Source organism: Rhizobium sp. ERR 1071, assembly GCF_007828675.1.
Taxonomy (GTDB): domain Bacteria; phylum Pseudomonadota; class Alphaproteobacteria; order Rhizobiales; family Rhizobiaceae; genus Rhizobium; species Rhizobium dioscoreae.
In genome coordinates, this window is sequence record NZ_VITM01000004.1 from 509781 (window position 1) to 530548 (window position 20768).

The 20768-nt window shown below is 59.6% G+C and carries 16 protein-coding genes; 9 read left to right on the top strand and 7 right to left on the bottom strand.

The window, feature by feature from the left end; all coding sequences use genetic code 11:
- Positions 1 to 142 precede the first annotated feature (142 nt).
- The 6 genes from arfA (at position 143) to FBZ99_RS17105 (ending at position 7538) form a co-directional block, all read left to right on the top strand.
- Positions 143 to 1651 carry an arabinosylfuranosidase ArfA gene (gene arfA, locus FBZ99_RS17080; protein WP_113353688.1) on the top strand — a complete coding sequence of 503 codons (1509 nt, stop codon included), beginning with the start codon at positions 143 to 145 and terminating at the stop codon, positions 1649 to 1651.
- Positions 1652 to 1842: 191 nt separating this feature from the next.
- Entirely contained in the window at positions 1843 to 3744 is a 1902-nt protein-coding gene (locus FBZ99_RS17085) for an ABC transporter substrate-binding protein (protein ID WP_113353689.1), read from the top strand.
- A 117-nt stretch (positions 3745 to 3861) separates the two neighbouring features.
- Complete coding sequence (locus tag FBZ99_RS17090; RefSeq protein ID WP_113390417.1) at positions 3862 to 4866, top strand: ABC transporter permease; 1005 nt, start codon at positions 3862 to 3864, stop codon at positions 4864 to 4866.
- Positions 4867 to 4869: 3 nt separating this feature from the next.
- Positions 4870 to 5727, top strand: coding sequence for an ABC transporter permease (locus FBZ99_RS17095; RefSeq protein WP_113353691.1), 858 nt, complete (start codon positions 4870 to 4872; stop codon positions 5725 to 5727).
- 3 nt (positions 5728 to 5730) lie between these two features.
- Positions 5731 to 6720: an ABC transporter ATP-binding protein gene (locus FBZ99_RS17100; RefSeq protein WP_113353692.1), complete on the top strand. Its 990-nt coding sequence runs from the start codon at positions 5731 to 5733 to the stop codon at positions 6718 to 6720.
- Positions 6717 to 7538 carry an ABC transporter ATP-binding protein gene (locus tag FBZ99_RS17105; protein WP_113353693.1) on the top strand — a complete coding sequence of 274 codons (822 nt, stop codon included), beginning with the start codon at positions 6717 to 6719 and terminating at the stop codon, positions 7536 to 7538. The genes FBZ99_RS17100 and FBZ99_RS17105 overlap by 4 nt, the downstream gene beginning before the upstream one ends.
- Before the next feature lie 9 nt (positions 7539 to 7547).
- Here the strand turns inward: FBZ99_RS17105 and FBZ99_RS17110 are convergent, their stop codons facing one another.
- On the bottom strand, positions 7548 to 7979 hold the full coding sequence (locus FBZ99_RS17110; protein WP_041678395.1) for an Lrp/AsnC family transcriptional regulator: 432 nt from the start codon (positions 7977 to 7979) through the stop codon (positions 7548 to 7550).
- A 138-nt stretch (positions 7980 to 8117) separates the two neighbouring features.
- Here FBZ99_RS17110 and FBZ99_RS17115 point away from each other — a divergent pair, with 138 nt between their 5' ends.
- On the top strand, positions 8118 to 9221 hold the full coding sequence (locus FBZ99_RS17115; protein ID WP_113353694.1) for a saccharopine dehydrogenase family protein: 1104 nt from the start codon (positions 8118 to 8120) through the stop codon (positions 9219 to 9221).
- A gap of 82 nt (positions 9222 to 9303) precedes the next feature.
- On the opposite strand, the gene ydiJ is transcribed toward FBZ99_RS17115, so the two are convergent.
- The 4 genes from ydiJ to hglS all read right to left on the bottom strand — a co-directional run bounded on the left by ydiJ (position 9304) and on the right by hglS (position 16700).
- Positions 9304 to 12339: a D-2-hydroxyglutarate dehydrogenase YdiJ gene (gene ydiJ / locus FBZ99_RS17120; protein WP_145634100.1), complete on the bottom strand. Its 3036-nt coding sequence runs from the start codon at positions 12337 to 12339 to the stop codon at positions 9304 to 9306.
- 135 nt (positions 12340 to 12474) lie between these two features.
- Positions 12475 to 13710, bottom strand: a complete 1236-nt coding sequence (locus FBZ99_RS17125; protein WP_113353696.1) for a pyridoxal phosphate-dependent aminotransferase — start codon at positions 13708 to 13710, stop codon at positions 12475 to 12477.
- A gap of 4 nt (positions 13711 to 13714) precedes the next feature.
- On the bottom strand, positions 13715 to 15247 hold the full coding sequence (amaB, locus tag FBZ99_RS17130) for an L-piperidine-6-carboxylate dehydrogenase (protein ID WP_113353697.1): 1533 nt from the start codon (positions 15245 to 15247) through the stop codon (positions 13715 to 13717).
- A gap of 58 nt (positions 15248 to 15305) precedes the next feature.
- On the bottom strand, positions 15306 to 16700 hold the full coding sequence (gene hglS, locus FBZ99_RS17135) for a 2-oxoadipate dioxygenase/decarboxylase HglS (protein WP_113353698.1): 1395 nt from the start codon (positions 16698 to 16700) through the stop codon (positions 15306 to 15308).
- A 104-nt stretch (positions 16701 to 16804) separates the two neighbouring features.
- On the opposite strand from hglS, the gene FBZ99_RS17140 reads away from it, so the two are divergent.
- Together FBZ99_RS17140 and FBZ99_RS17145 are read left to right on the top strand one after the other, a co-directional pair.
- A complete protein-coding gene (locus FBZ99_RS17140; protein ID WP_113353699.1) occupies positions 16805 to 17704 on the top strand; it encodes a LysR family transcriptional regulator in 900 nt (299 codons plus the stop codon).
- Between the two features lie 217 nt (positions 17705 to 17921).
- The gene (locus FBZ99_RS17145; RefSeq protein WP_113353700.1) at positions 17922 to 18503 is read left to right on the top strand and encodes a nucleotidyltransferase family protein; all 582 of its coding nucleotides are present in this window, start codon (positions 17922 to 17924) and stop codon (positions 18501 to 18503) included.
- Between the two features lie 39 nt (positions 18504 to 18542).
- Here FBZ99_RS17145 and FBZ99_RS17150 read toward each other — a convergent pair whose 3' ends face one another.
- Positions 18543 to 19460, bottom strand: a complete 918-nt coding sequence (locus FBZ99_RS17150; RefSeq protein WP_145634102.1) for an ornithine cyclodeaminase family protein — start codon at positions 19458 to 19460, stop codon at positions 18543 to 18545.
- Positions 19461 to 19497: 37 nt separating this feature from the next.
- Complete coding sequence (locus tag FBZ99_RS17155) at positions 19498 to 20745, bottom strand: argininosuccinate synthase (protein ID WP_113353702.1); 1248 nt, start codon at positions 20743 to 20745, stop codon at positions 19498 to 19500.
- Positions 20746 to 20768 lie beyond the last annotated feature (23 nt).

Here is a 20768-nt window from a genome sequence, read left to right on the forward strand (position 1 = left end):
CACGGAGAGTTTTGTCATTCCGTGCGTGCCGCTCCTGTGGTTTCTGCGATATTTTCCTCCGTGAGTGCGTTGACGGCCTTTCAAAAGTGTATCAAGATCAAGGTATAAGAACGAAATATCTGATATATATGGGAGGAAGGCCGTGAAGGCGCATGTGATCGTCCATCGTGATTTCCGAATTGCCGACATCGATGATCGGCTCTACAGCTCTTTTCTGGAGCATCTGGGTCGGGCGATCTATGGCGGCATCTACGAGCCGGGCCACCCGACTGCCGATGAGAACGGTTTCCGTAAGGATGTGATTGAGCTGGTGCGCGAGCTCAACTCGCCCTACTGCCGTTATCCGGGGGGTAATTTCGTCTCAGCCTATAATTGGGAAGATGGCGTTGGGCCCCGTTCTGAGCGGCCGGTGCGCCTCGATCTTGCCTGGCGGACGCGCGAGAGCAACCAGATCGGCGTCAATGAATTCGTGGATTGGTGCAAGAAGGCCAATACCAAGCCGATGCTTGCCGTCAATCTCGGCTCGCGCGGGCTGGATGCGGCACGAAACTTCCTTGAATATTGCAATCATCCGAGCGGCACATACTGGTCGGACTTGCGGCGCAAGCACGGCTGGGCTGATCCGCATGGAGTGAAGCTCTGGTGCCTGGGCAATGAGATGGATGGTCCCTGGCAGGTCGGTCACAAGTCTGCCTACGAATATGGCCGCCTGGCCGACGAGACCGCCAAGGCCATGCGCGGCTTCGATAAATCGCTTGAACTGGTGGTCTGCGGCTCGTCCAACTCGGACATGAAGACTTACCCCGATTGGGAAGCCCAGGTTCTGGAGCAGTGCTACGACAGCGCTGATCATATCTCGCTGCACATGTATTTCGCCAATCGCGAGAAGAATACGCTGAACTATCTCGCCAAAGCCGAGAAACTCGATCGCTATATCGTCACCATCGGCGGCGTCATCGACTATATCAAGGCTAAGAAGCGCTCGAAGAAGACGATCGGCATTTCCTTCGACGAATGGAACGTCTGGTATCACTCCAACCAGCAGGACAAGGAGATCCTTGCGCGCGACGAATGGCCGGATGCGCCGCATCTGCTTGAGGATGTCTATAATTTCGAGGACGTGCTGCAGGTCGGCGGCATTCTCAACACCTTCATTCGCCGTTCCGACCGCGTGCGCATTGCCTGTATTGCCCAGCTCGTCAACGTCATCGCGCCAATTATGACGGAGGACGGAGGCCCGGCATGGCGGCAGACGATTTACTATCCGCTCTATTTCGCCTCGAAATATGGCCGCGGCTACGCGCTGCGCCTGGTCACCGACGGCCCGACCTATGACAGCGACGAGGCCGACGACGTGCCCTATCTCGATGTGTCGGCCGTTCACGACGAGATCGGAAAGATGGTTACGCTCTTTGCCGTCAACCGCCATCCCGACATCGCGCTCGATCTAGATACGCGCCTCGAAGGCTTTGCCGGAGCCCGTGTCGTCGAACAGCATGAAATGGTTCACAGCGATTTGCAGGCGACCAACACGGCAGCGCATCCGAACGCAGTCGTCCCAACCAATACGGGCGACGCCAAGATCGAGGATGGACGGCTTCGCGCGACACTGAAGCCGCTATCCTACACGGTGATCCGACTGGCAGTCTGACACCTTGTGGCCGGGGCGAATGCACCCGGCACTGAAAACGGTCTGATGGTCGCGAGGAGGCGGCTGAGGACCCATTGCAGGCCCGGACAGCCGCACGCCACTTTGTGCCGCCGGCCGGGAAAAAGGGTGAAATCGCGGTCTGCTCACTATCGCTTGAGCGTCCGCGCAGTCGATAAAAATGGGAGGAGATCATGAAGCAGTGGAAGAAGCTTGCCTTCGGCGCCGCGCTGGCCACGTTCGGCCTCATCGCTGCGGCCAAGGCTCAGGACTATACCTCTTTGCCCCGCAAGGAGACCTTGATCGTCGAAAACCCTGAAGGAACGATCAAGAATCCAGGCTGGTTCAACATCTGGGTCAATGGTGGCGGCGGTGTTTCGACTGGCCTTCAGCAGCTGACGATGGACACGCTCTGGTACATCGATCCGGAGAAAGGTCTGGGCGGCTCGGCCTGGGACAACTCGCTTGCTTCCGACAAGCCGCAATATAATGACGATTTCACCCAGATGACGGTGAAACTGCGCAAGGGCCTCTATTGGAGTGACGGCGTCGAATTCACCGCCGATGACGTTGTCTACACCGTCAAGACCCAGATGGACCATCCGGGCATGAACTGGAGCGCGGCCTTCTCGGTTCAGGTTGCCAGCGTCGAGGCGCCGGATCCCTATACGGTCGTCTTCAAGCTGAAGAAGCCGAATTCGCGTTTCCACGCCATCTTCACTGTTCGCTGGAACGGCGCGTGGATCATGCCCAAGCATGTCTTCGAGAAGGTCGCCGATCCCGTTCGTTATGATAATGCCAATCCCGTCTCGCTCGGCGCCTATAAGCTAAAGGCCTACGATCCGCAGGGCAAATGGTACACCTGGGAGAAGCGCGACGACTGGCAGCGCACATCGCTTGGCCGTTTCGGTGAGCCGGCCCCGAAATATGTCACCTATGTCGATCCAGGCCCGCCGGATAAGCGCACGATCGCGCAGCTCGAGCACAATCTCGATATCATTCACGACAATACGCCGGAAGGCATGTTCACGCTGAAGGAAAAGTCGAAGACCGTCGAAAGCTGGTTCCCAGGATTCCCCTTCGCGCATCCGGATCCGACGCTGCCCGCCGTGATCTTCAACAATCAGGACCCGCTGTTCCAGAATCCCGATGTCCGTTGGGCTCTTGCATTGCTCATCGATATCAAGGCCGTCGATATGGCGAGCTATCGCGGCGCCGCCACGCTCTCCGCACTCGGCGTTCCGCCGACGGCGGTCGCCATGACGGATTATCAGGCGCCGATGCAGGATTGGCTGAAGAATTTCGAGATCGATACCGGCAAGCGCAAGATCAAGCCATACGATCCGACGATCGGTCAGCAGATTGCCGATATCCTGCGCAAGCAGCCGAAATACAAGGATCAGATCCCGACCGATCCGGCCGCGATCAGCAGTGCCTTCGGCTATGGCTGGTGGAAGCCCGATCCGCAGGCCGCCGGCGAGCTATTGGAAAAGGCCGGCTTCAAGAAGGTCGGCGGCAAATGGATGACGCCTGACGGGCAGCCGTTCAAGATCCGTCTGACGGTCGAAGGCGACACTCGCTCCGTCTTTACCCGTGCGGGCACTCTCATCGCTCAGCAATGGGCAGCCTTCGGGATCGATTCCAAAGCTGCTCCATCCACCAGCGTCTGGCAGGCGGGATTGCAGCCCGGCAACTATCAGGTCGCGATTGCGTGGAGTGTCGAGACCTGGGGCGGCGATCCCGATCTGTCCTTCTTCCTCGACAGCTGGCATTCGCAGTTTGTCGCCAAGAAGGGTGAGAACCAGGCGCCGCGCAATTGGCAGCGCTGGTCCAATCCGGATCTCGACAAGATCATCGAAAACATCCGCCGCATCAGCGCCGATGATCCGAAGGGCATCGAACTTGGCAAGGACTATCTGAAGCTGGTCGCCCAGCAGATGCCGACCATTCCGCTGATGTCCTATAACGTCTTCACTTCGATGGATACCACCTATTGGAAAGGCTATCCGACCATTGCCGACCCCTATACGGACCCCGTTCCCAATTGGGCGAACTCCCGGTTGATGATGGTCAAGCTGAAGCCGGCACAGCCCTGATTTCTCCCGACCCTGATGCGGCAATCGCCGCATCAGGCACCTTTCGCCGGACACTAGGCACGTCCGGCGAATCTTTTGAATTGATGATGAAGCGCAAGCAGCGAGGAAGACGGCGGCATGACGTCCTATCCAGTTTTCGTATTGAGACGATTTGGCCAATTCCTGCTCGTTGTCTTCCTCGGCATTTCCGCGACGTTCTTCATCACTCACATGACGCCGATCGATCCTGTCGAGGAAAGCATCGGGACCATCCAGCAGATGGGCCAATCCGATCCCCGCGCTGTCGAGTTGATGCGTCAGTCGTTACGTGAGCTCTATGGCCTCGAGGGCTCTATCTGGCAGCAATATCTACATTTCTGGGGGCGTCTTGCGACCGGTGATCTCGGGCCGTCGCTGTCGGCATTCCCTACGCCGGTTTCCGCCATCATCGCGAGGGCGCTGCCCTGGACGATTGGTCTGATGACGGTTTCCGTCATCCTCACCTTCATTCTCGGCAACATGATCGGCGCGCTCGCAGGATATTATCGCAAGAGCTCGGTGCTGAAGGCCGTCAGCCTGGTTTTCATCGCCATGCAGCCGATCCCTTATTACATCCTCGCCTTCGTTCTCATCATTCTCTTCGGCTATGTCTGGCCGATTCTGCCCATCAATGGCGGCTATGAGATGAACACCAACCTGCAGCTGTCCTTTACGCTGGTGCTCGATATTCTCCGCCACTCCATCCTGCCGGCGCTGTCGCTGATCCTTGTCGGGACAGGCGGTTGGCTGATCGGCATGCGGGCGCTCGTCTCCAATATCATCACCGAGGATTATGTTGTTTTCGCCGAGCTCGGCGGCGTGCCGAAGCGCAAGATCCTGCGCTCCTACATCGCCCGCAATGCCATGGTGCCGCAATTTACCGGCCTTGCCATGTCCCTTGGCGCCGTCTTCAACGGCACGGTCATCACCGAAATCGTCTTTGGCTATCCCGGTATCGGCAATCTCCTGATTTCGGCCGTGCACGCGGGCGATTACAGTCTCGTCCTCGGGCTTAGCGCACTGTCGATCGTCGGCGTCGCCGCGGCCGTCTTCATCATCGACATATTGGGTCCGCTGATCGACCCGCGCATCAAGGTGGAGTAGGCCATGCTGACGATCGTTCGCGACCTCGCACGCCAGAATATGGAATTCCTTTGCGGCCTTCTGCTGCTTGCCGTCATCGTCGGGCTGGTGATCCTGTCCTATTTCTCGCCCTATGGCCCGGCCGATCTTTATCTGCTGCCGCCCGACATGCCGCCGGATGGGCAATACTGGCTGGGCACGACATCGCGCGGCCAGGATGTTTTCTGGCAGCTGACGACAGCGCTCCGCAACACACTCTATTTCGGCATCGGCGTCGCAATTCTCTCGCGCATCATCTCGCTTGTCGTGGGGCTGGTGGCCGGCTATGCCGGAGGTGCCGTCGATCGCGTGCTGATGGCGATCAATGACAGCATCATGGTCATTCCGCAGTTTCCGCTGCTGATCCTGTTCTACTTCGTACTCAAGGATGAAATGACCTGGACGGTGCTCATCATCGTCATGGCCTCGCTCGGCTGGTCGTACGACGCGCGCCTGATCCGCTCGGTGGCGATCAGCCTGAAGACGCGGCCTTTCACCACGCAGAGCGTCTATTCCGGCATGAGCATGCGCAAGATCCTCGTCGAGGAGCATCTGCCCTATGTACTGCCGATCGTCTTCGCCACCACGATGAACAATATGATCTGGTCGATCGGCATGGAGATTACGCTTGCGGTGCTCGGCTTTACCGATATCGAGACGCCGACCATGGGCATGATGATCTACTGGGCCAATGCGCATTCGGCGCTGATCGCCGGAACATGGTGGTGGGTTGCAGCGCCGGTTGCCGCCATCGTGGTGCTGTTCATGGCGCTCTTCCTGCTGTCGATGTCGATGAATGAATATAACGACCCCCGCAGTCGTTTGAACCGGATGGGAGGCTGAGGCATGGAGGCTGTCGTCGAGGTCAACAACCTCAAGGCCTATTACCGGGCCTTTCTTTACGGCGTCGATCGTGAAGTGCGGGCGGTTGACGATGTCAGCCTGTCGATCGGCCGCGGCGAGATCTATGGCGTTGCAGGTGAATCGAGCAGCGGCAAGACGACGCTGATCAAGACGATCGCCGGCGCCATCCGGCCGCCGCTGCGCGTCGTCTCCGGTGCCGTCAAATTCCATTTCAACAATGGGACGCAGGATATCTACGCCATGACGGCAGAGCAGCGGTCATCGCTTCGCTGGCGGCATCTCTCCTATGTCATGCAGGGATCGATGAATGTGCTCAATCCGGTGCGCCGTATCCGGCATTCGTTCACGGATTTCGCCTTCCGCCATATGAAGGCCGATCGCGCCACCTTCTTCGATCGGGTTGGCGCTCACCTTCAGCGGCTGAAGCTCGATGCGAATCTTCTTGATGCCTATCCGCACGAATTGTCGGGCGGCATGCGTCAGCGCATGACGATCGCGCTGGCGACCATCCTGACGCCGGAGTTCATTATCGCCGATGAGCCGACGACCGCGCTCGATGTCATCGTCCAGCGCGACGTGCTGCAGATGATCCGGGAGATACAGCGCGAGATGGGCTCGTCCTTCCTGTTCGTGACCCACGATATGGGCGTTCACGCCGCTGTCTCCGATCGTATCGGCATCGTCTATGCCGGCCGGCTGGTGGAGGAGGCGCCGACGCGGAAGCTTTTTCACCTGCCGCTTCATCCTTATACGCAGCATCTGGTCGCAAGCCTGCCGCGGATCGGCGATGCCTCGACGCGCCCCTCGCTCGAGGGCAGGCCGCCCAATCTGGCCATGCCGCCGGAGGGATGCCGTTTTCATCCGCGCTGCCCGAAGCGCATGGACATTTGCAGCCGCGAAGTGCCGCCTATGGTGAACGTCGAGCCGGACCGGCGCGTCGCCTGCTTCGCAGTAACGGGAGGGGCGCGATGAGCGATCTTCTTTCACTCTCGCATGTCAGCAAGATCTATCGCCAAGGGGGCATGCTCAGCCGTCGTCATATCACGGCGGTTCGCGATGTCAGTCTGAGCCTCGGAGAGGAGCCGGAAATCCTTTCGATCGTCGGCGAGTCGGGCTCTGGCAAATCCACCATCGCGTCGATGATCCTCGGCCAGACGGCGCCGACATCCGGCAGCCTGAATTTTCGCGGCAGAGCCGTCGCCGTTCATGGCCGGTCCGAGCGGCGCGCCTTCATGCGGGAGGTGCAGCCGGTCCTTCAGAATCCGTTCGAAGCGTTCAACCCACTCAAGAGGGTTGATCGATATCTTTTTGAAACGGCAAGGAATTTCGCGCCGATGGGTCCAAAGCCAAGCCGAGCCGATGTCGAGCGTATTGCCGATGAGGCGCTTGCCCATATCGGACTGACACTTGCCGAGGTGAAGGGACGGTTTCCGCATGAGCTTTCGGGCGGCCAGCTGCAGCGCACCGCCATTGCCCGCGCGCTCATACCGCAGCCCCGCCTGCTGGTGGCCGATGAGCCGGTTTCAATGGTCGATGCTTCGCTGAGAATGGCGATCGTCAATCTTTTCGGTCAGCTGAAGAAGGAGCTAGGGCTGTCGATCATCTACATCACCCATGATCTGGCGACTGCCTATTACATCAGTGATCGCATCATCATCATGAAGAAGGGCGAGATCGTCGAGCAGGGCGGGGCGCGTGCCGTTCTCGACAATCCGCAGCATCCCTATTCGCAGGCTTTGAAGGAAGCGGTCTTGTCCACCACGCCCGAGATGGAGCCGGCGCTTGGCTGAACCTTGTTTTTAGCGCGAGATTCGCGTCGAAAGGATGATGGACGACAATGTGCGTTCGACGCCATCGATTGTGCCGATGCCGTCGATCAGCTGATCCAGTTCGGAGATCGAGGGTGCTGCGATGATGGCGATCAGATCGAATGTGCCGCTGACGGAATGGAGCGTCGTTACCTCGGGGATAGCATTCAGCGAGGCGGTCACGGCTGACAATGCCTTCGGCGCGATCGTGATCAGCACATGCGCCCGAATAAGGCCGGACAGATAGGTCTCGGACAGCCGCACGCCATAGCCCGCAATCACGCCCTCCCGCTCCAGCCGCTCGAGTCTCGCCTGAACGGTGGTGCGCGACAGCGACAGCTTTTTAGCGAGTGTCGCAACAGGCATTCGGGCATTCTGGCCGAGCAAGGCGATCAGTTCGCGGTCCTTATCGGTGACCTGCATGGTGTTTCCTGCATTTTGTAAATTCTATTCGTCAATTTGTATAGTTTTGTACAACGAAATGCATTTTTCGTCGCTATGAATCGTTCAACTCCTACCTACACTTATAAAAATCTTATCAATGAAATGCAGGGGAGTCATATGAAAGACATAGTGGTCATCGGTGCAGGCAAGATCGGTGGGGCGATCGCTCTGATGCTGGCCGAAACGGGCGACTACAAGGTCGTCGTCGCCGACCGCAGCCAGGAGCAGCTCGACAAGATCGATCGTCACCCTGCGATTTCCACCGCCGCCGTCGATATTGCCGACCGCGCCGGGCTCGTCGGCATTCTGAAGGGCAAGTTCGCCGTCCTGTCGGCAGCACCGTTCCATCTCACCGGCTTCGTCGCGGAAGCGGCACTTGAAGCCGGCGTCCATTATCTCGACCTCACCGAAGACGTCGCGACGACCAAGAAGGTCGAGGAACTGGCTCAGGGAGCAAACACCGCCTTCATCCCGCAATGCGGACTTGCGCCGGGCTTCATCTCGATCGTCGCCAACGATCTCGCCAAGCGGTTCGACAGCCTCGACAGCGTGCGCATGCGCGTCGGCGCGCTGCCGCAATATCCCTCCAATGCTCTGAACTACAATCTAACCTGGAGCACGGACGGCCTCATCAACGAATATATCGAGCCCTGCGAAGCGATCGTCGAAGGCAAGCTCGTCACCGTTCCGGCGATGGAAGAGCGTGAGGAATTCTCGCTCGACGGTGTCACCTATGAAGCCTTCAACACGTCAGGTGGCCTCGGCACGCTCGCCAAGACGCTTGCTGGCCGCGTGCGGACGATGAACTACCGCACCATCCGCTATCCCGGCCATCAGGCCATCATCAAGGCGCTGCTCAACGACCTCAACCTCAAGAACCGTCGCGATGTGCTGAAGGATCTCTTCGAAAATGCGCTGCCCGCCACCATGCAGGACGTGGTCGTCGTTTTCGTCACCGTCTGCGGTTGGCGCGAGGGCCGCTACATGCAGGAAACCTATGCCAACAAGGTCTATGCAGGCATTGTTGCCGGCAAGAAGATGAGCGCCATCCAGATCACCACGGCCGCCGGCATTACCACCGTGCTTGATCTTCTCGCTCAAGGCAAGCTGCCCTCCAAGGGCTTCGTTTGCCAGGAAGAAATCGATCTCGGCGATTTCCTCGCCAATCGCTTCGGACAGGTTTACAGCCTTGAGAAAATCAGGATGAAAGAAGCCGTCTAAGCGGCTATTCCTATTGCTGTTTTGAAATGTGGCGCCTTCGGGCGCCACATGCGTTTGGCCCTTGGAAACGGCGCTGCTGAGACTAACCGATCAGTCGTTCGAGGATCTCGACGGGATGCGGGATGGCTTGATGATCAATTTTGGCGACCTGCGAACGACAAGAAAATCCAGTCGCCATGACGACGGCCCGATTGCCGTTCTCGGCGATCCTGTCCTGCCAACTCATCGCGTAAAGCTTTTCCGAGATGGCGCGATTGCGCACTTCATGCCCGAAGGTGCCGGCCATGCCGCAGCAGCCGACCTCGGCCATATCGAGCTTGATTCCCAACTTCCCGAAGAGCACGGACCATTGCTTGAGGGCAGCAGGAGCGTTCGTTTTCTCCGTGCAATGGGCAAGCAGCGTGAAACGCTCTTGCAGTGAAGTCTGCGCCGGCGGCAATCGGTCGAGGTTTGCGGCGAGCCACTCCTGAGGCAGCAGCACCGACGCCTGCAGCTTAGCTGAGGGCAGGGCGGCATATTCGCTGCGATAGGTCAGTGTCATCGATGGGTCGATGCCGACAAGTGGGATGCCCATCCGAGAGATGCAATCGAGATAATCTCGCGATTTCGCCGCCGCCTTCTCGAAGCGACCGAGATAGCCATGCACATACAGGGCTTTGCCGTTGTTCTGTGATCCGGCGAGCCACGGCTTGAAACCCATTTTCAGGGCGAGCTTGAGCGCTGCGATGACGACGGCTGGATCGAAATAGGTGGAGAAGACATCAGCAACGATGACGACCGCCTGGACTCGCTCCTCTGCGGAGAGCTTTCCCAACAGTTCCGGAGTAGCAACCTGCACGCGGAGACGAGCGGCTTCCCGTTCGAGCGATACTGCAGGCATGGCGGGAAGCGCGGTGAGACCAGCGAACCGCATCAAGGCTTGGCCGGCGGCCGATCCGGTGAGCAGATTGTAGCCTGGCTTGAAGCGCGCCATCAGCGGCAGAGTCGTCTCGATAGCAGCGACGATTGGGTCCTTTAGCGGCCTAAGGTATCGACCGTAATAGAGCTCCAGGAATTTCGAACGGAAGGCTGGGACGCTGACCTTGACGGGACATTGGCCGGCGCAGGCCTTGCAGGCGAGGCAGGTGTCCATTGCCGCCCGCACCTCATGGGAAAAGTCGTCGCGATTGGCCGGATTGAGCGAGTTGACCGCTCGCCGCAAGAGATTGCCGAAAGGATTGGCGCGGCGCAGCTCTTGCGCCTCACGTCGCGGATCGACCTGCCGCTCCGCCAGCAGGCGCAGCCATTCGCGCATCAGCGCCGCGCGGCCCTTCGGCGAATAGCGCCGGTCACCCGTCGCCTTGAAGGAGGGGCACATCGGGCTTGTCGCGTCGAAATCGAAACAGGCGCCGTTACCGTTGCAATAGGCTGCATTGTCGAAGGCGGCGCGGATATCATTGCCGATGATACGATCGAAGTCGCCGCGCAGTGACACTTCGTCGATCTTCAGCAACGGGCGGGATGAGCCGGATGCGATCTTGCCGGGATTGAGGCGATCGCCGGGGTCGAATGCGCGCTTAATGTCCTGCAGGCTCGGATAAAGCTCGCCAAAATATTCAGGGACATATTCCGAGCGAACGCCCTTGCCATGTTCGCCCCAGAGCACCCCGCCATATTTGCGGGTGAGGGCAACGACGCCGTCGCTGATCTTGCGGACGAGCGGCTGATGGTCGGTGCGGGTAAGATCAAGCGCCGGGCGGACATGCAGCACGCCGGCATCGACATGGCCGAACATGCCGTAATCCAGCCCCTCGGCATCGAGAAGGGCACGGAATTCCCTTATATAGGCGGCCAGATGTTCGGGTGGAACGGCGGTGTCCTCGACAAAGGGCACCGGCCGCACCGGCCCCTCGACATTGCCCAGCAGGCCGACGGCGCGCTTGCGCATCGACCAGATCGCCTCGACCTCTGCCTTTTTGCGAGCGATCGTATAGCCCTTATGGCGAGCTGAGGAGCCGTCATCAAGGGCGGCGGTCACGTCCGCCAGCTTGCGTTCCAACTCGTCGCTATCGTCGGCCAGCACCTCGACGATATTGATGCCGTTGGCGGCGCCAGATGCATCCTCGGGGAAGAAGCAGGCGATGCCGCTCCAGACGATATCGCCCTTGGCGAGACCCAGCACCTTCTCGTCGACCGTTTCGACCGAGGCCACCTTCAATGCCACTAGCCGCCTGGCATCTTCGAGCGCCGTGTTGAAATCATCGTAGCGGATGTTGATGAGGGCCGATCGCGCCGGGATCGGCAGCACGTTGAGTTCGGCCTCGGCGATCATGGCCAGCGTGCCTTCAGAACCGCACAGCATCGCATTGAGATCGAAGCGGCCGTCATCGCGCCAGATATGGGCGAGATCGTAGCCGGTCATGTAACGGTTGAGCTTGGGGAAGGTCGCCGCGATCAGCTCGCTTTTGTCCCGGGCGATCGCATCAACGACACGATGAATCTCACCGATCCGATCGTCACGCGCCTTGATCTCGTCCAGCTCGCTATTGCCAAGCGGACGCGACCACCAGTCGCTGCCATCGGAAAGCACCACGCGAAGGCCGAGAACGTGGTTGCTGGTCTTGCCGTAAAGACACGAGCCCTGGCCGCAGGCATCAGTGGAGATCATGCCGCCGATAGTGGCGCGGTTGGAGGTGGAAAGCTCAGGCGCGAAGAACAACCCGTATGTTTTCAGCGCCTTGTTCAATTGATCCTTGACGACACCAGCTTCGACACGGGCGATCTTTCGAACCGGATCGATCTCCAGGATTCGGTTCATGTGCCTGGAGCAGTCGACGACGACCCCAGAGGTTAGCGATTGACCGTTCGTTCCGGTGCCACCGCCGCGCGGGGCGATGACAAGATCGGAAAAGGCAGGTTCGGATATGGCTTTGGCGATGATTTTCAGATCATCCGCGCCGCGCGGATAGAGGATTGCCGTCGGCTTGACCTGATAGATGGAATTGTCGGTCGAGGCGACCGTCCTGGCACCGTCGTCCATCTCCACGTCGCCGCCAAAGCCGAGTGCTGACAGCCGACGGGTGAAGGCGCCGGTCTGATGTAGCGAACTGTCTTTCGCCGAAACTAGGCGTGGTATCATGATGCGAAGACTTCCGGCGTTTTACGCGGTGATTGGAGCACTCCCGCTTTTAAACAGAATTACGGGAATGCTCTATCTCTTTGTTTTCACGCAGTTCCGGATGGATAGCCGTTTTGTGCGTCGGCCGCAGTTGCTCTAGCGCCGGAGCGCCGCGCAGGCCCTTTCGATGCGATCAAGGGCTTCGATGAGATCGGCTTCCGATGTCGCATAGGAAATGCGGAAATAGGGCGACAATCCGAAGGCTGAGCCGGGCACGACGGCGACATGCGCTTCGTCGAGGAGATAGGCGCAAAAATCCGCATCCGTCTCGATCTTCTTTCCGGACGGTGTCGTCGTTCCAAGCACGCCGGCGCAGCCCGAGAATGTGTAGAAGGCACCTTCCGGCTTAAGGCAATCCAGGCCATCGATGGCGTTCAGCCTGTTGACCACCAGATCGCGCCGTCGCTGGAAGCTTGCCTTGCGGCCCTCGAGAAAATCCTGCGGGCCATTGAGCGCGGCAACGGCCGCCGCCTGGCTGACGGAGGAAGGGCAGGAGGTCGCCTGGCTCTGGATAACGGCCATGGCCTTGATGAGGTCCCTCGGACCACCGGCATAGCCGATGCGCCAGCCGGTCATGGCATAGGCTTTGGAAACGCCGTTGACCGTCAACGTCCGGCTTTTGAGGCTCGGCTCGAGGGCGACAGGCGTGGTGAAATGAAAGCCCTCATAGACGATATGCTCATACATATCGTCGACCATCAGCCAGACATGCGGATGGCGCTGCAGCACCTCGATCAGCGGCCGATAATCGCCCTCGGAATAAGCCGCACCTGATGGATTGGACGGCGAGTTGAGCAGCAGCCAGCGCGTCTTGGGCGTGATCGCTTGTTCGAGCTGATCGGCCCTCAGGCGAAAACCGGCCTTGGCATCGCAGGGGATCAGAACCGGCACGCCGCCGCAGATCTCGACGATATCGGAATAGGAGGTCCAATAGGGCGTCGGGATGATGACTTCATCGCCCGGATTGATCGACGTCATGAAGGCGTTGAACAGGATCTGCTTGGCACCCGTCGCCACGGTAATTTCATCGAGTGCGTAGTCGATGCCGTTCTCACGCTGAAACTTCCCGGCAATCGCCTTCTTCAGCTCCGGCGTGCCGTCGAGCGCGGTATATTTCGTTTCGCCACGATCGATGGCGGCCTTGGCGGCTTCCTTGACATTGTCGGGCGTGTCGAAATCCGGTTCGCCTGCACCGAGAATGATGACAGGCAAGCCTTCCCGCTTCATCGCATTGGCGCGCGCACCGATCTGAAGAATGGTGGAAACGCCGATGGAGGCGATCCTCGAAGCGGGCTTGAAGCCCGCCTCTTCGATTTTCGTGGCGATCGTCATGGAACTACTCGATGTCGAAGGAGACACCCTGCGCCAGCGGCAGGGCCTTGGAGTAGTTCACCGTGTTGGTCGCCCGGCGCATATAGGCCTTCCAGGCGTCCGAGCCGGATTCGCGGCCGCCGCCGGTTTCCTTCTCGCCGCCGAATGCGCCGCCGATTTCAGCGCCAGAGGTGCCGATATTGACGTTGGCGATGCCGCAATCGGAGCCGTCAGCTGCGAGGAAGCGCTCGGATTCCTGCATGTCGCGCGTGAAGATCGACGACGACAGACCGGCAGCAACGGCATTGTGCTCATCGATGACAGCGTCGAAATCGTCATAGGGCATGACATAGAGGATGGGTGCGAAGGTTTCTTCCATGACCGGGCCTGCCTGCTTCGGCATTTCCACCAGCGCCGGCTTTGCGTAGTAGCCATCGGCATGGCCGACATCGACGCGCTCGCCACCAGTGACGGAGCCGCCATGAGCCTTCGCCTCGGCAATCGCCTTCTGCATGTTGTCGAATGCGGCCTTGTCGATCAGCGGGCCGACGAGAGCGGAGGAGTGTAGAGGATCGCCGACCGAGACACTCTGATAGGCCTTCTTCAACCGCGGAACGAGCTGATCGTAGACGCTTTTGTGGACGAAGAGACGGCGCAGGGTCGTGCAGCGCTGGCCGGCCGTGCCCATGGCGCCGAAAGCGATGGCGCGCAGTGCCATGTCGAGATCGGCCGACGGGCAGACGATGCCGGCATTGTTGCCGCCGAGTTCGAGAATGGCGCGGGCAAAGCGCTTGGCAAGCCGCGGCCCGACTTCACGGCCCATGCGGGTCGAGCCGGTTGCGGAAACGAGCGGCACCTTCGGATGATCGACGAGGACTTCGCCGATCGCGCGATCGCCGATCAGCACTTGCGACAAGCCTTCCGGCGCGTCGCCGAAGCGGGCGAGCGCGTGATCAAGGATCGCCTGCGAGGCAAGAGCGGTCAGCGGCGTCTTTTCCGAGGGTTTCCAGACGACGGCGTCGCCGCAGATCAGTGCCAGCGCCGCGTTCCACGACCAGACCGCGACCGGGAAGTTGAAGGCGGAGATGATGCCGACGACGCCAAGCGGATGCCAGGTTTCCATCATGCGATGGCCCGGACGTTCCGTCGCAATCGTCAGGCCGTACAGCTGGCGGGAAAGGCCGACGGCGAAGTCGCAGATGTCGATCATTTCCTGCACTTCGCCGAGGCCTTCGGAGCGGATCTTGCCGGCTTCGATGGAAACCAGACGACCGAGATCGTCCTTGGCGGCGCGCAGCTCTTCGCCGAGCAGACGCACCAGTTCGCCGCGCTTCGGTGCCGGAACAAGGCGCCAGGCGCGGAATGCGGCATGCGCCTTCTCGATTTTCTTCGCCGCTTCCTCGGCCGAAACGGTCTTGAGGCTGCCGATCTTCTCGCCGGTGACCGGGGAGTAGGAGGGCATGTCGCCCTCAGTATAAAGCGCCTTGTCGACGCCGAGCTTTTCGAGAATGGCGGCAGCTTCGGCTGCAACGGAAGGGGTCTTGGCTGCGATATTCATCTTGTGAAACTCCACTTGTCTTGATCCGGGTGGCGCGCGGCGATATCGCCGCATCACTTCACTCGGCGGCGTCTTGTTTGGAAAGGGCTCGTAGGCAAGCATCGATCGATGCCTGTTCGATGCCGGCGTAATGGTCGAATTCGTTCAGCACCTTCATGCCGAGATCGGCTTCGAAGCGTTGCTGGTTCGGGCTGGCAACGAAGTCCTGCCGCGCGCCATCGCCGAGATTGGACTGGAAGATGCCGGCGGCGCTGACGGGAAGAAAATCCTCATAGACGATCGGATCAAACTGCACGAAGCCCTGGTCGATCAGTGCTTCGATATCCCCGTGGCTCGTTGCGGCGGTCTTGCCCTTGGCCGTCAGCGAATAGGTGAAATAGCCGAGGCCTTCGGCGCGGATTGCCGCCCAGTCATCCGGGAATTCGGCAAAGCTCTCGGCAAGTGCGGCTTCATAATCGCGGGCGTTCGATCCATCGGCTGCCGGACGTACGATCTTGCGGGAGTCGTCTAACAGCTTGTCGTAAAGCGCGCGGCCCTTCGGCGTCAGCGCAATGCCGCGTTGCTCGATCTCTCCGAAGCGGGCGGTGTGCGAGCCTGCTTCCCAGATGCCGTCGGCATTGCGGAATGAGACAGGTTCCTCGAGCGCCTTGAACGAGGTCTGGCGCAGCAGGATCGGGCAGATGCGCGTCGGTGGTCCCTCGACAACGGCTTTCGGTGCAATGTCATAGTCGGGCATCAGCGCCTGCACCCGGTCGATATCCAGCGTGCGGGGGGTCAGATGATTGATGTGCGGGCCTTTGAACGACACGACATCGGCAATCAGACGATGGGCGTCATGAAGCCGATGATACATGCCGGCATCGACATTGGCCTCGTCATGCCAGCGGAAGGTCTCCAAAACCTCGTCGACGAAGCGCCGGGCGTCCTCCTTGTTCAGGCCACCTTCGCGCTCGGCCTTTTCGGTGAGCGCGATGGCGCCTTCCGTGAAGATACGGCGCTTCGCGAGAATGTCTGCGGCCGCCTTGCGAAGATCCTCATCGGCGATGAGATCGAGCCGCAGCAGTGAGGTGAAGACGCGGAAGGGATTGCGCTTCAATTCGGCGTCGCCGATCGGCCGGAAGGCGGTCGAATGAACCGGCACGCCGGCGGTCGACAGATCGTAATAGCCGACCGGATACATGCCCATGACGGCAAAGACGCGCGCCATCATCGCAAGCTCGGCTGCGGTGCCGAGCCGGATGGCGCCGTGACGTTCCTCGGAGATGCGATCGAGATAATCCGTCGCCTCCAGCCGCTCCTTCAGCTTGGGCTGTGTCGCCAACGTTTCGTCGTTGACGCGAGCGACCAGCTCCATGAGCGTGCCGTAGGCGGGAACCTCTTCGCGATACATTGCCGACATGGCGGCCGAAAAAGCGCTGCGAATATCGCTGGTCGAGATGTGATCAGGCTTCATGTGCGATCTCTTCCTGAAAGGCTATGTCATTCCTATCCAGCAGAATATCTCTTGTTCAGCGGCCGGTGTTGTGAGAGTGAATTCTAACTTGATGCGAAAATGGAATGACTATGCGCCGACGCCTCATCCCTGACATCGTCAATCTTCAGGCATTTGAATGCGCGGCGCGCCATCAGAATTTCTCGCGTGCCGCCGAAGAACTCAATCTGACGCAAAGCGCCGTCAGTCGCCAGATCAGCGATCTCGAGCAGCAGACGGGCCTGAAGCTGTTCGAGCGTGTCCGCCAACGCGTCGTGCTGTCCGAGGCCGGACTTCGGCTGTTGCCGGAGGTGAAGGATCTGCTCCTGCGTTCGGAGCGGCTGATGATCGGCGCCGTCGCCGCCGGCCAGATGAAATTATCTCTGAAGGTCGCGACCTTGCCGACCTTCGGCACACGCTGGCTCGTGCCGCGCCTCGGCCGATTTCTTGATAAACATCGCGATGTCGCCGTCACAGTGGAATCGCGCTCCAAGCCCTTCAATTTTGAGGAGGATAATTTCGATCTTGCCATTCACTACGGCCTGCCGGCATGGGCGGGAGCCGTCGCGACTTTTCTTTGCAATGAGACCGTGCTGCCCGTTGCCAGCCGCGAGCTTGCCGGTCGGCTGGGTCTGATCTCGCCGGACGAGTTGGCAGGAGCGCCACTGCTGCACCTGACGACGCGTCCGAAGCTCTGGGCGCAGTGGTTCGACCTGCAGGAGCTGCCGACGGAGAATGCCTATCCCGGTGCGCGCTTTGACCAGTTTTCCATGATCATCGCAGCCGCTATTGCCGGGCTGGGTGTGGCGCTCCTGCCGACCTATCTGATCGAGGACGAGCTCAAGGCCGGCACGCTTCTGCCGCTGTTTAATCTGCCGATGCCGACCGAGAACAGCTATTACGTGGTCATGCCGGAAAAGAAGCAGACGAACGAGACGGCGACATTGTTCCAGGACTGGCTGTTGAGCGAGGTGACGCCGCAATGATCCTCCGAAATTAATCTGCATGGACCACAAGTGCCTATCGCTCTTTTGAGTTCGCATGGCGAACCGGGCCACCTGCTACGGCTTGCAAATGACAGCGCATGCAGACAGCGCTGATACGCTAGCCTTGTCTACATTCGAGGCCGAGAATCGTGCTTAAATACAGGGAGGCAAGGCCATACACCATGGCCGCAAGGTCGTTTCCGGTCGGGTGGGGGCAATGACGACAAGCGAACAGACGGAACTAGAGGATATAGTCTTCAGAAGTCCATTGCTCATCTCGCTTCTCCGGCGCTGGGATGAGATTGCGCTGCCAGATTGCTGGCTGGTGGCGGGAGCCATTGCCCAGACCGTTTGGAATCATGCCTTCGGGCTGCCCCTGTCTCATGGGATCAATGACCTCGACATCGTTTATTTCGATGCCGATGATCTCTCTGAACAAGCGGAGGCCAGTCATGCCGCACGGGTCCGCGCGATGTTTCCCGATTTGCCGGTCTGGATCGATGTGAAGAACGAAGCCCGGGTTCATTGCTGGTACGAAGCGAAGTTCGGATACCGGATCCCGCCTTACAAATCGACCCTGGACGCCATCACCACTTTTCCGACTACGGCAACCGCCGTGGGATTGCGCTCCAATAGTCACGGTCGTCTGGATTATTGTGCTCCGTTCGGTCTTTCCGATCTGCTGAATGGCGTCGTGCGCCCCAATAAGAAGCAGATCACGCAGGCGATCTACGAGCAGAAAGTCAATCGCTGGATTGCAGTCTGGCCGAGGTTGACGATTGTTGGCTGGGACGGCTGAGGCGTTTCGAGGCTCAGCCGCGCGATTTCCGAGCCGATGTCAGATCATGTCGAATATGGCCGATGCTACGACGACTTCCGTGCCCGCGAGGCCGACCGAACAGAAGAGCGTGGTGTCGAGAGGAGATGTTCTGCCGGCAGCATGGCCGGCGACTATGGCTGCAAGGTCGAGCATTCGCTCGTCGTGTATGGTTTCGGAAAGGAAAAATGGGGACGCATAGGCGCGCGTTTGCTCAGGAGAATCCGTGGCGATGATGCTGGCCATGTTCGCGACGTCCAGGCCGAGTTCATGTCCCTTGAGCGTCTTTGGGCCGATCGTATTGATGTGGACGCCGGCTTTTAAATCCGAAGCATCGATCACCGGCATGTCGCTGCTTGTTGCGCATAACACGATATCGGCATCGGCCACCGCTTCTGCGGCACTTGAAACCGGTTCAACGGCAATGCCGAGTTGCAATTGCATCTCCTCAGCGAAGGCGGCGCAGTTTCTTGGGTTTCGGCTAAAGACGCGGGCAGAGCCTATGTCGCGAACGGCGGCAGCGGCAATGAGCTGCGTTCGCGCCTGCGCACCGCTGCCAATGATGCCGACCGTGCGGGCGGTCACAGCGCTGAGGTGACGGATAGCTATGCCTCCTATTGCCCCTGTCCTGATCTCGCCGAGCCGTTCGCCCAGGATGATCCCCTGCAGTTCGGCGGTGTCAGCACGCCAAACAGCGACGATTTGTGAATGCTGTTCGCCGGCAAAGGTCTCGTAGGCGCGAAAGCCGGCAAGCGGCCGCTCGCCATCGATGCCGCCGACGGTAAACACGATGTCTCCACGAGCGGGAAAGGAGACGTGATGGCGGGGTGGGGACACCAGCTTGCCGGCGGCCTTGGCCCGGAAGGCTGCTTCCAGGGCATCGATTGCCCCACGCATGACTGCGGCAGGGCATAAATCCTCGTCTTTCAATATCTTCATTGCGGATGGATCTCGTTAAGACAGCCACTCTGCAACCTCAAGCGCAGTCGAGGTCAATAGCAGATGTGGCCATCCTGGCGTTTCGCATTGCCCAGCTCTTGAGGCGCAGGCCATTGAGTTTGATGAAGCCCTCGGCGTCATGGTGGTCGTACGCTCCGGAGCTTTCCTCGAAGGTGACGAGGTCGGTCGAATAGAGCGAGGCTGGCGAGATGCGCGCGATCACGCTGGCTGAACCCTTGTAGAGCCTGAGTGTCACTTCGCCGCTGACATGGATTTGGCTCCGATCGATCAATGCCTGCAACATTTCCCGCTCGGGCGAATACCAAAAGCCGTTGTAGATCAGCGCGGCGTAGCGGGGCATGATCTCGTCCTTCAAATGTGCAGCGGCGCGGTCGAGCGTGATGGATTCGATCCCGCGATGGGCGGCGAGCAGGATCGTGCCACCCGGAGTTTCGTAAACGCCACGCGATTTCATCCCGACGAAACGGTTTTCGACGAGATCGATCCTGCCGATCCCATGCCTGCCGCCCAATTCATTGAGCTTTGTCAGCAGTGCCGCTGGTGCCATTGCTTCGCCGTTCACGGAGACCGCATCGCCCTTTTCAAAGCCGATGACGACGATTTCCGGCTCGTTTGGTGCCTCCAGAGGATCGACGGTGCGCTGATAGATATAGGATGGCGCGATTTCAGCCGGGTCTTCCAGGACCTTGCCTTCGGTGGAGGTGTGCAGGAGATTCGCGTCGGTCGAAAAAGGAGCCTCGCCGCGCTTATCCTTCGGCACGGGAATTTGATGCGCTTCGGCATATTCGATCAGCTGAGTGCGCGATTGGAAGGCCCACTCGCGCCATGGCGCGATGATCTTGATCGATGGATCGAGCGCATTGGCCGCCAGTTCGAAACGCACCTGATCATTGCCCTTGCCTGTGGAGCCGTGGGCAATGGCATCGGCACCCACCTCGCGTGCGATATTGATGAGATGCTTGGCGATCAGGGGGCGGGCGATGGAGGAGCCGAGGAGATATTGCCCCTCATAAAGCGCGTTTGCCCGGAACATCGGGAAAACGAAATCCCGAACGAATTCCTCGCGGACATCCTCGATCCTGATATCTGTCGCGCCCAATTGCTCGGCCTTTCGGCGGGCGGGCTCAAGCTCCTCGCCCTGGCCAAGGTTGGCGGTAAAGGTCACGACTTCGCAGCCGTAGGTTTGCTGCAGCCATTTCAGGATGATGGATGTGTCCAGTCCTCCCGAATAGGCGAGCACGACTTTCTTGAGCTTTTTCGACATCTGCTTCCGTCTCCATGTTGACG

Excerpts from the sequence above, each read along its gene's own strand:
- FBZ99_RS17140 (WP_113353699.1), top strand. The coding sequence starts at position 16,805 with ATGACTATGCGCCGACGCCTCATCCCTGACATCGTCAATCTTCAGGCA.
- FBZ99_RS17150 (WP_145634102.1), bottom strand. The coding sequence starts at position 19,460 with ATGAAGATATTGAAAGACGAGGATTTATGCCCTGCCGCAGTCATGCGT.
- FBZ99_RS17155 (WP_113353702.1), bottom strand. The coding sequence starts at position 20,745 with ATGTCGAAAAAGCTCAAGAAAGTCGTGCTCGCCTATTCGGGAGGACTG.
- FBZ99_RS17105 (WP_113353693.1), top strand. The coding sequence starts at position 6,717 with ATGAGCGATCTTCTTTCACTCTCGCATGTCAGCAAGATCTATCGCCAA.
- ydiJ (WP_145634100.1), bottom strand. The coding sequence starts at position 12,339 with ATGATACCACGCCTAGTTTCGGCGAAAGACAGTTCGCTACATCAGACC.
- FBZ99_RS17125 (WP_113353696.1), bottom strand. The coding sequence starts at position 13,710 with ATGACGATCGCCACGAAAATCGAAGAGGCGGGCTTCAAGCCCGCTTCG.
- FBZ99_RS17095 (WP_113353691.1), top strand. The coding sequence starts at position 4,870 with ATGCTGACGATCGTTCGCGACCTCGCACGCCAGAATATGGAATTCCTT.
- hglS (WP_113353698.1), bottom strand. The coding sequence starts at position 16,700 with ATGAAGCCTGATCACATCTCGACCAGCGATATTCGCAGCGCTTTTTCG.
- FBZ99_RS17085 (WP_113353689.1), top strand. The coding sequence starts at position 1,843 with ATGAAGCAGTGGAAGAAGCTTGCCTTCGGCGCCGCGCTGGCCACGTTC.
- FBZ99_RS17100 (WP_113353692.1), top strand. The coding sequence starts at position 5,731 with ATGGAGGCTGTCGTCGAGGTCAACAACCTCAAGGCCTATTACCGGGCC.
- FBZ99_RS17110 (WP_041678395.1), bottom strand. The coding sequence starts at position 7,979 with ATGCAGGTCACCGATAAGGACCGCGAACTGATCGCCTTGCTCGGCCAG.
- FBZ99_RS17115 (WP_113353694.1), top strand. The coding sequence starts at position 8,118 with ATGAAAGACATAGTGGTCATCGGTGCAGGCAAGATCGGTGGGGCGATC.
- FBZ99_RS17145 (WP_113353700.1), top strand. The coding sequence starts at position 17,922 with ATGACGACAAGCGAACAGACGGAACTAGAGGATATAGTCTTCAGAAGT.
- FBZ99_RS17090 (WP_113390417.1), top strand. The coding sequence starts at position 3,862 with ATGACGTCCTATCCAGTTTTCGTATTGAGACGATTTGGCCAATTCCTG.
- amaB (WP_113353697.1), bottom strand. The coding sequence starts at position 15,247 with ATGAATATCGCAGCCAAGACCCCTTCCGTTGCAGCCGAAGCTGCCGCC.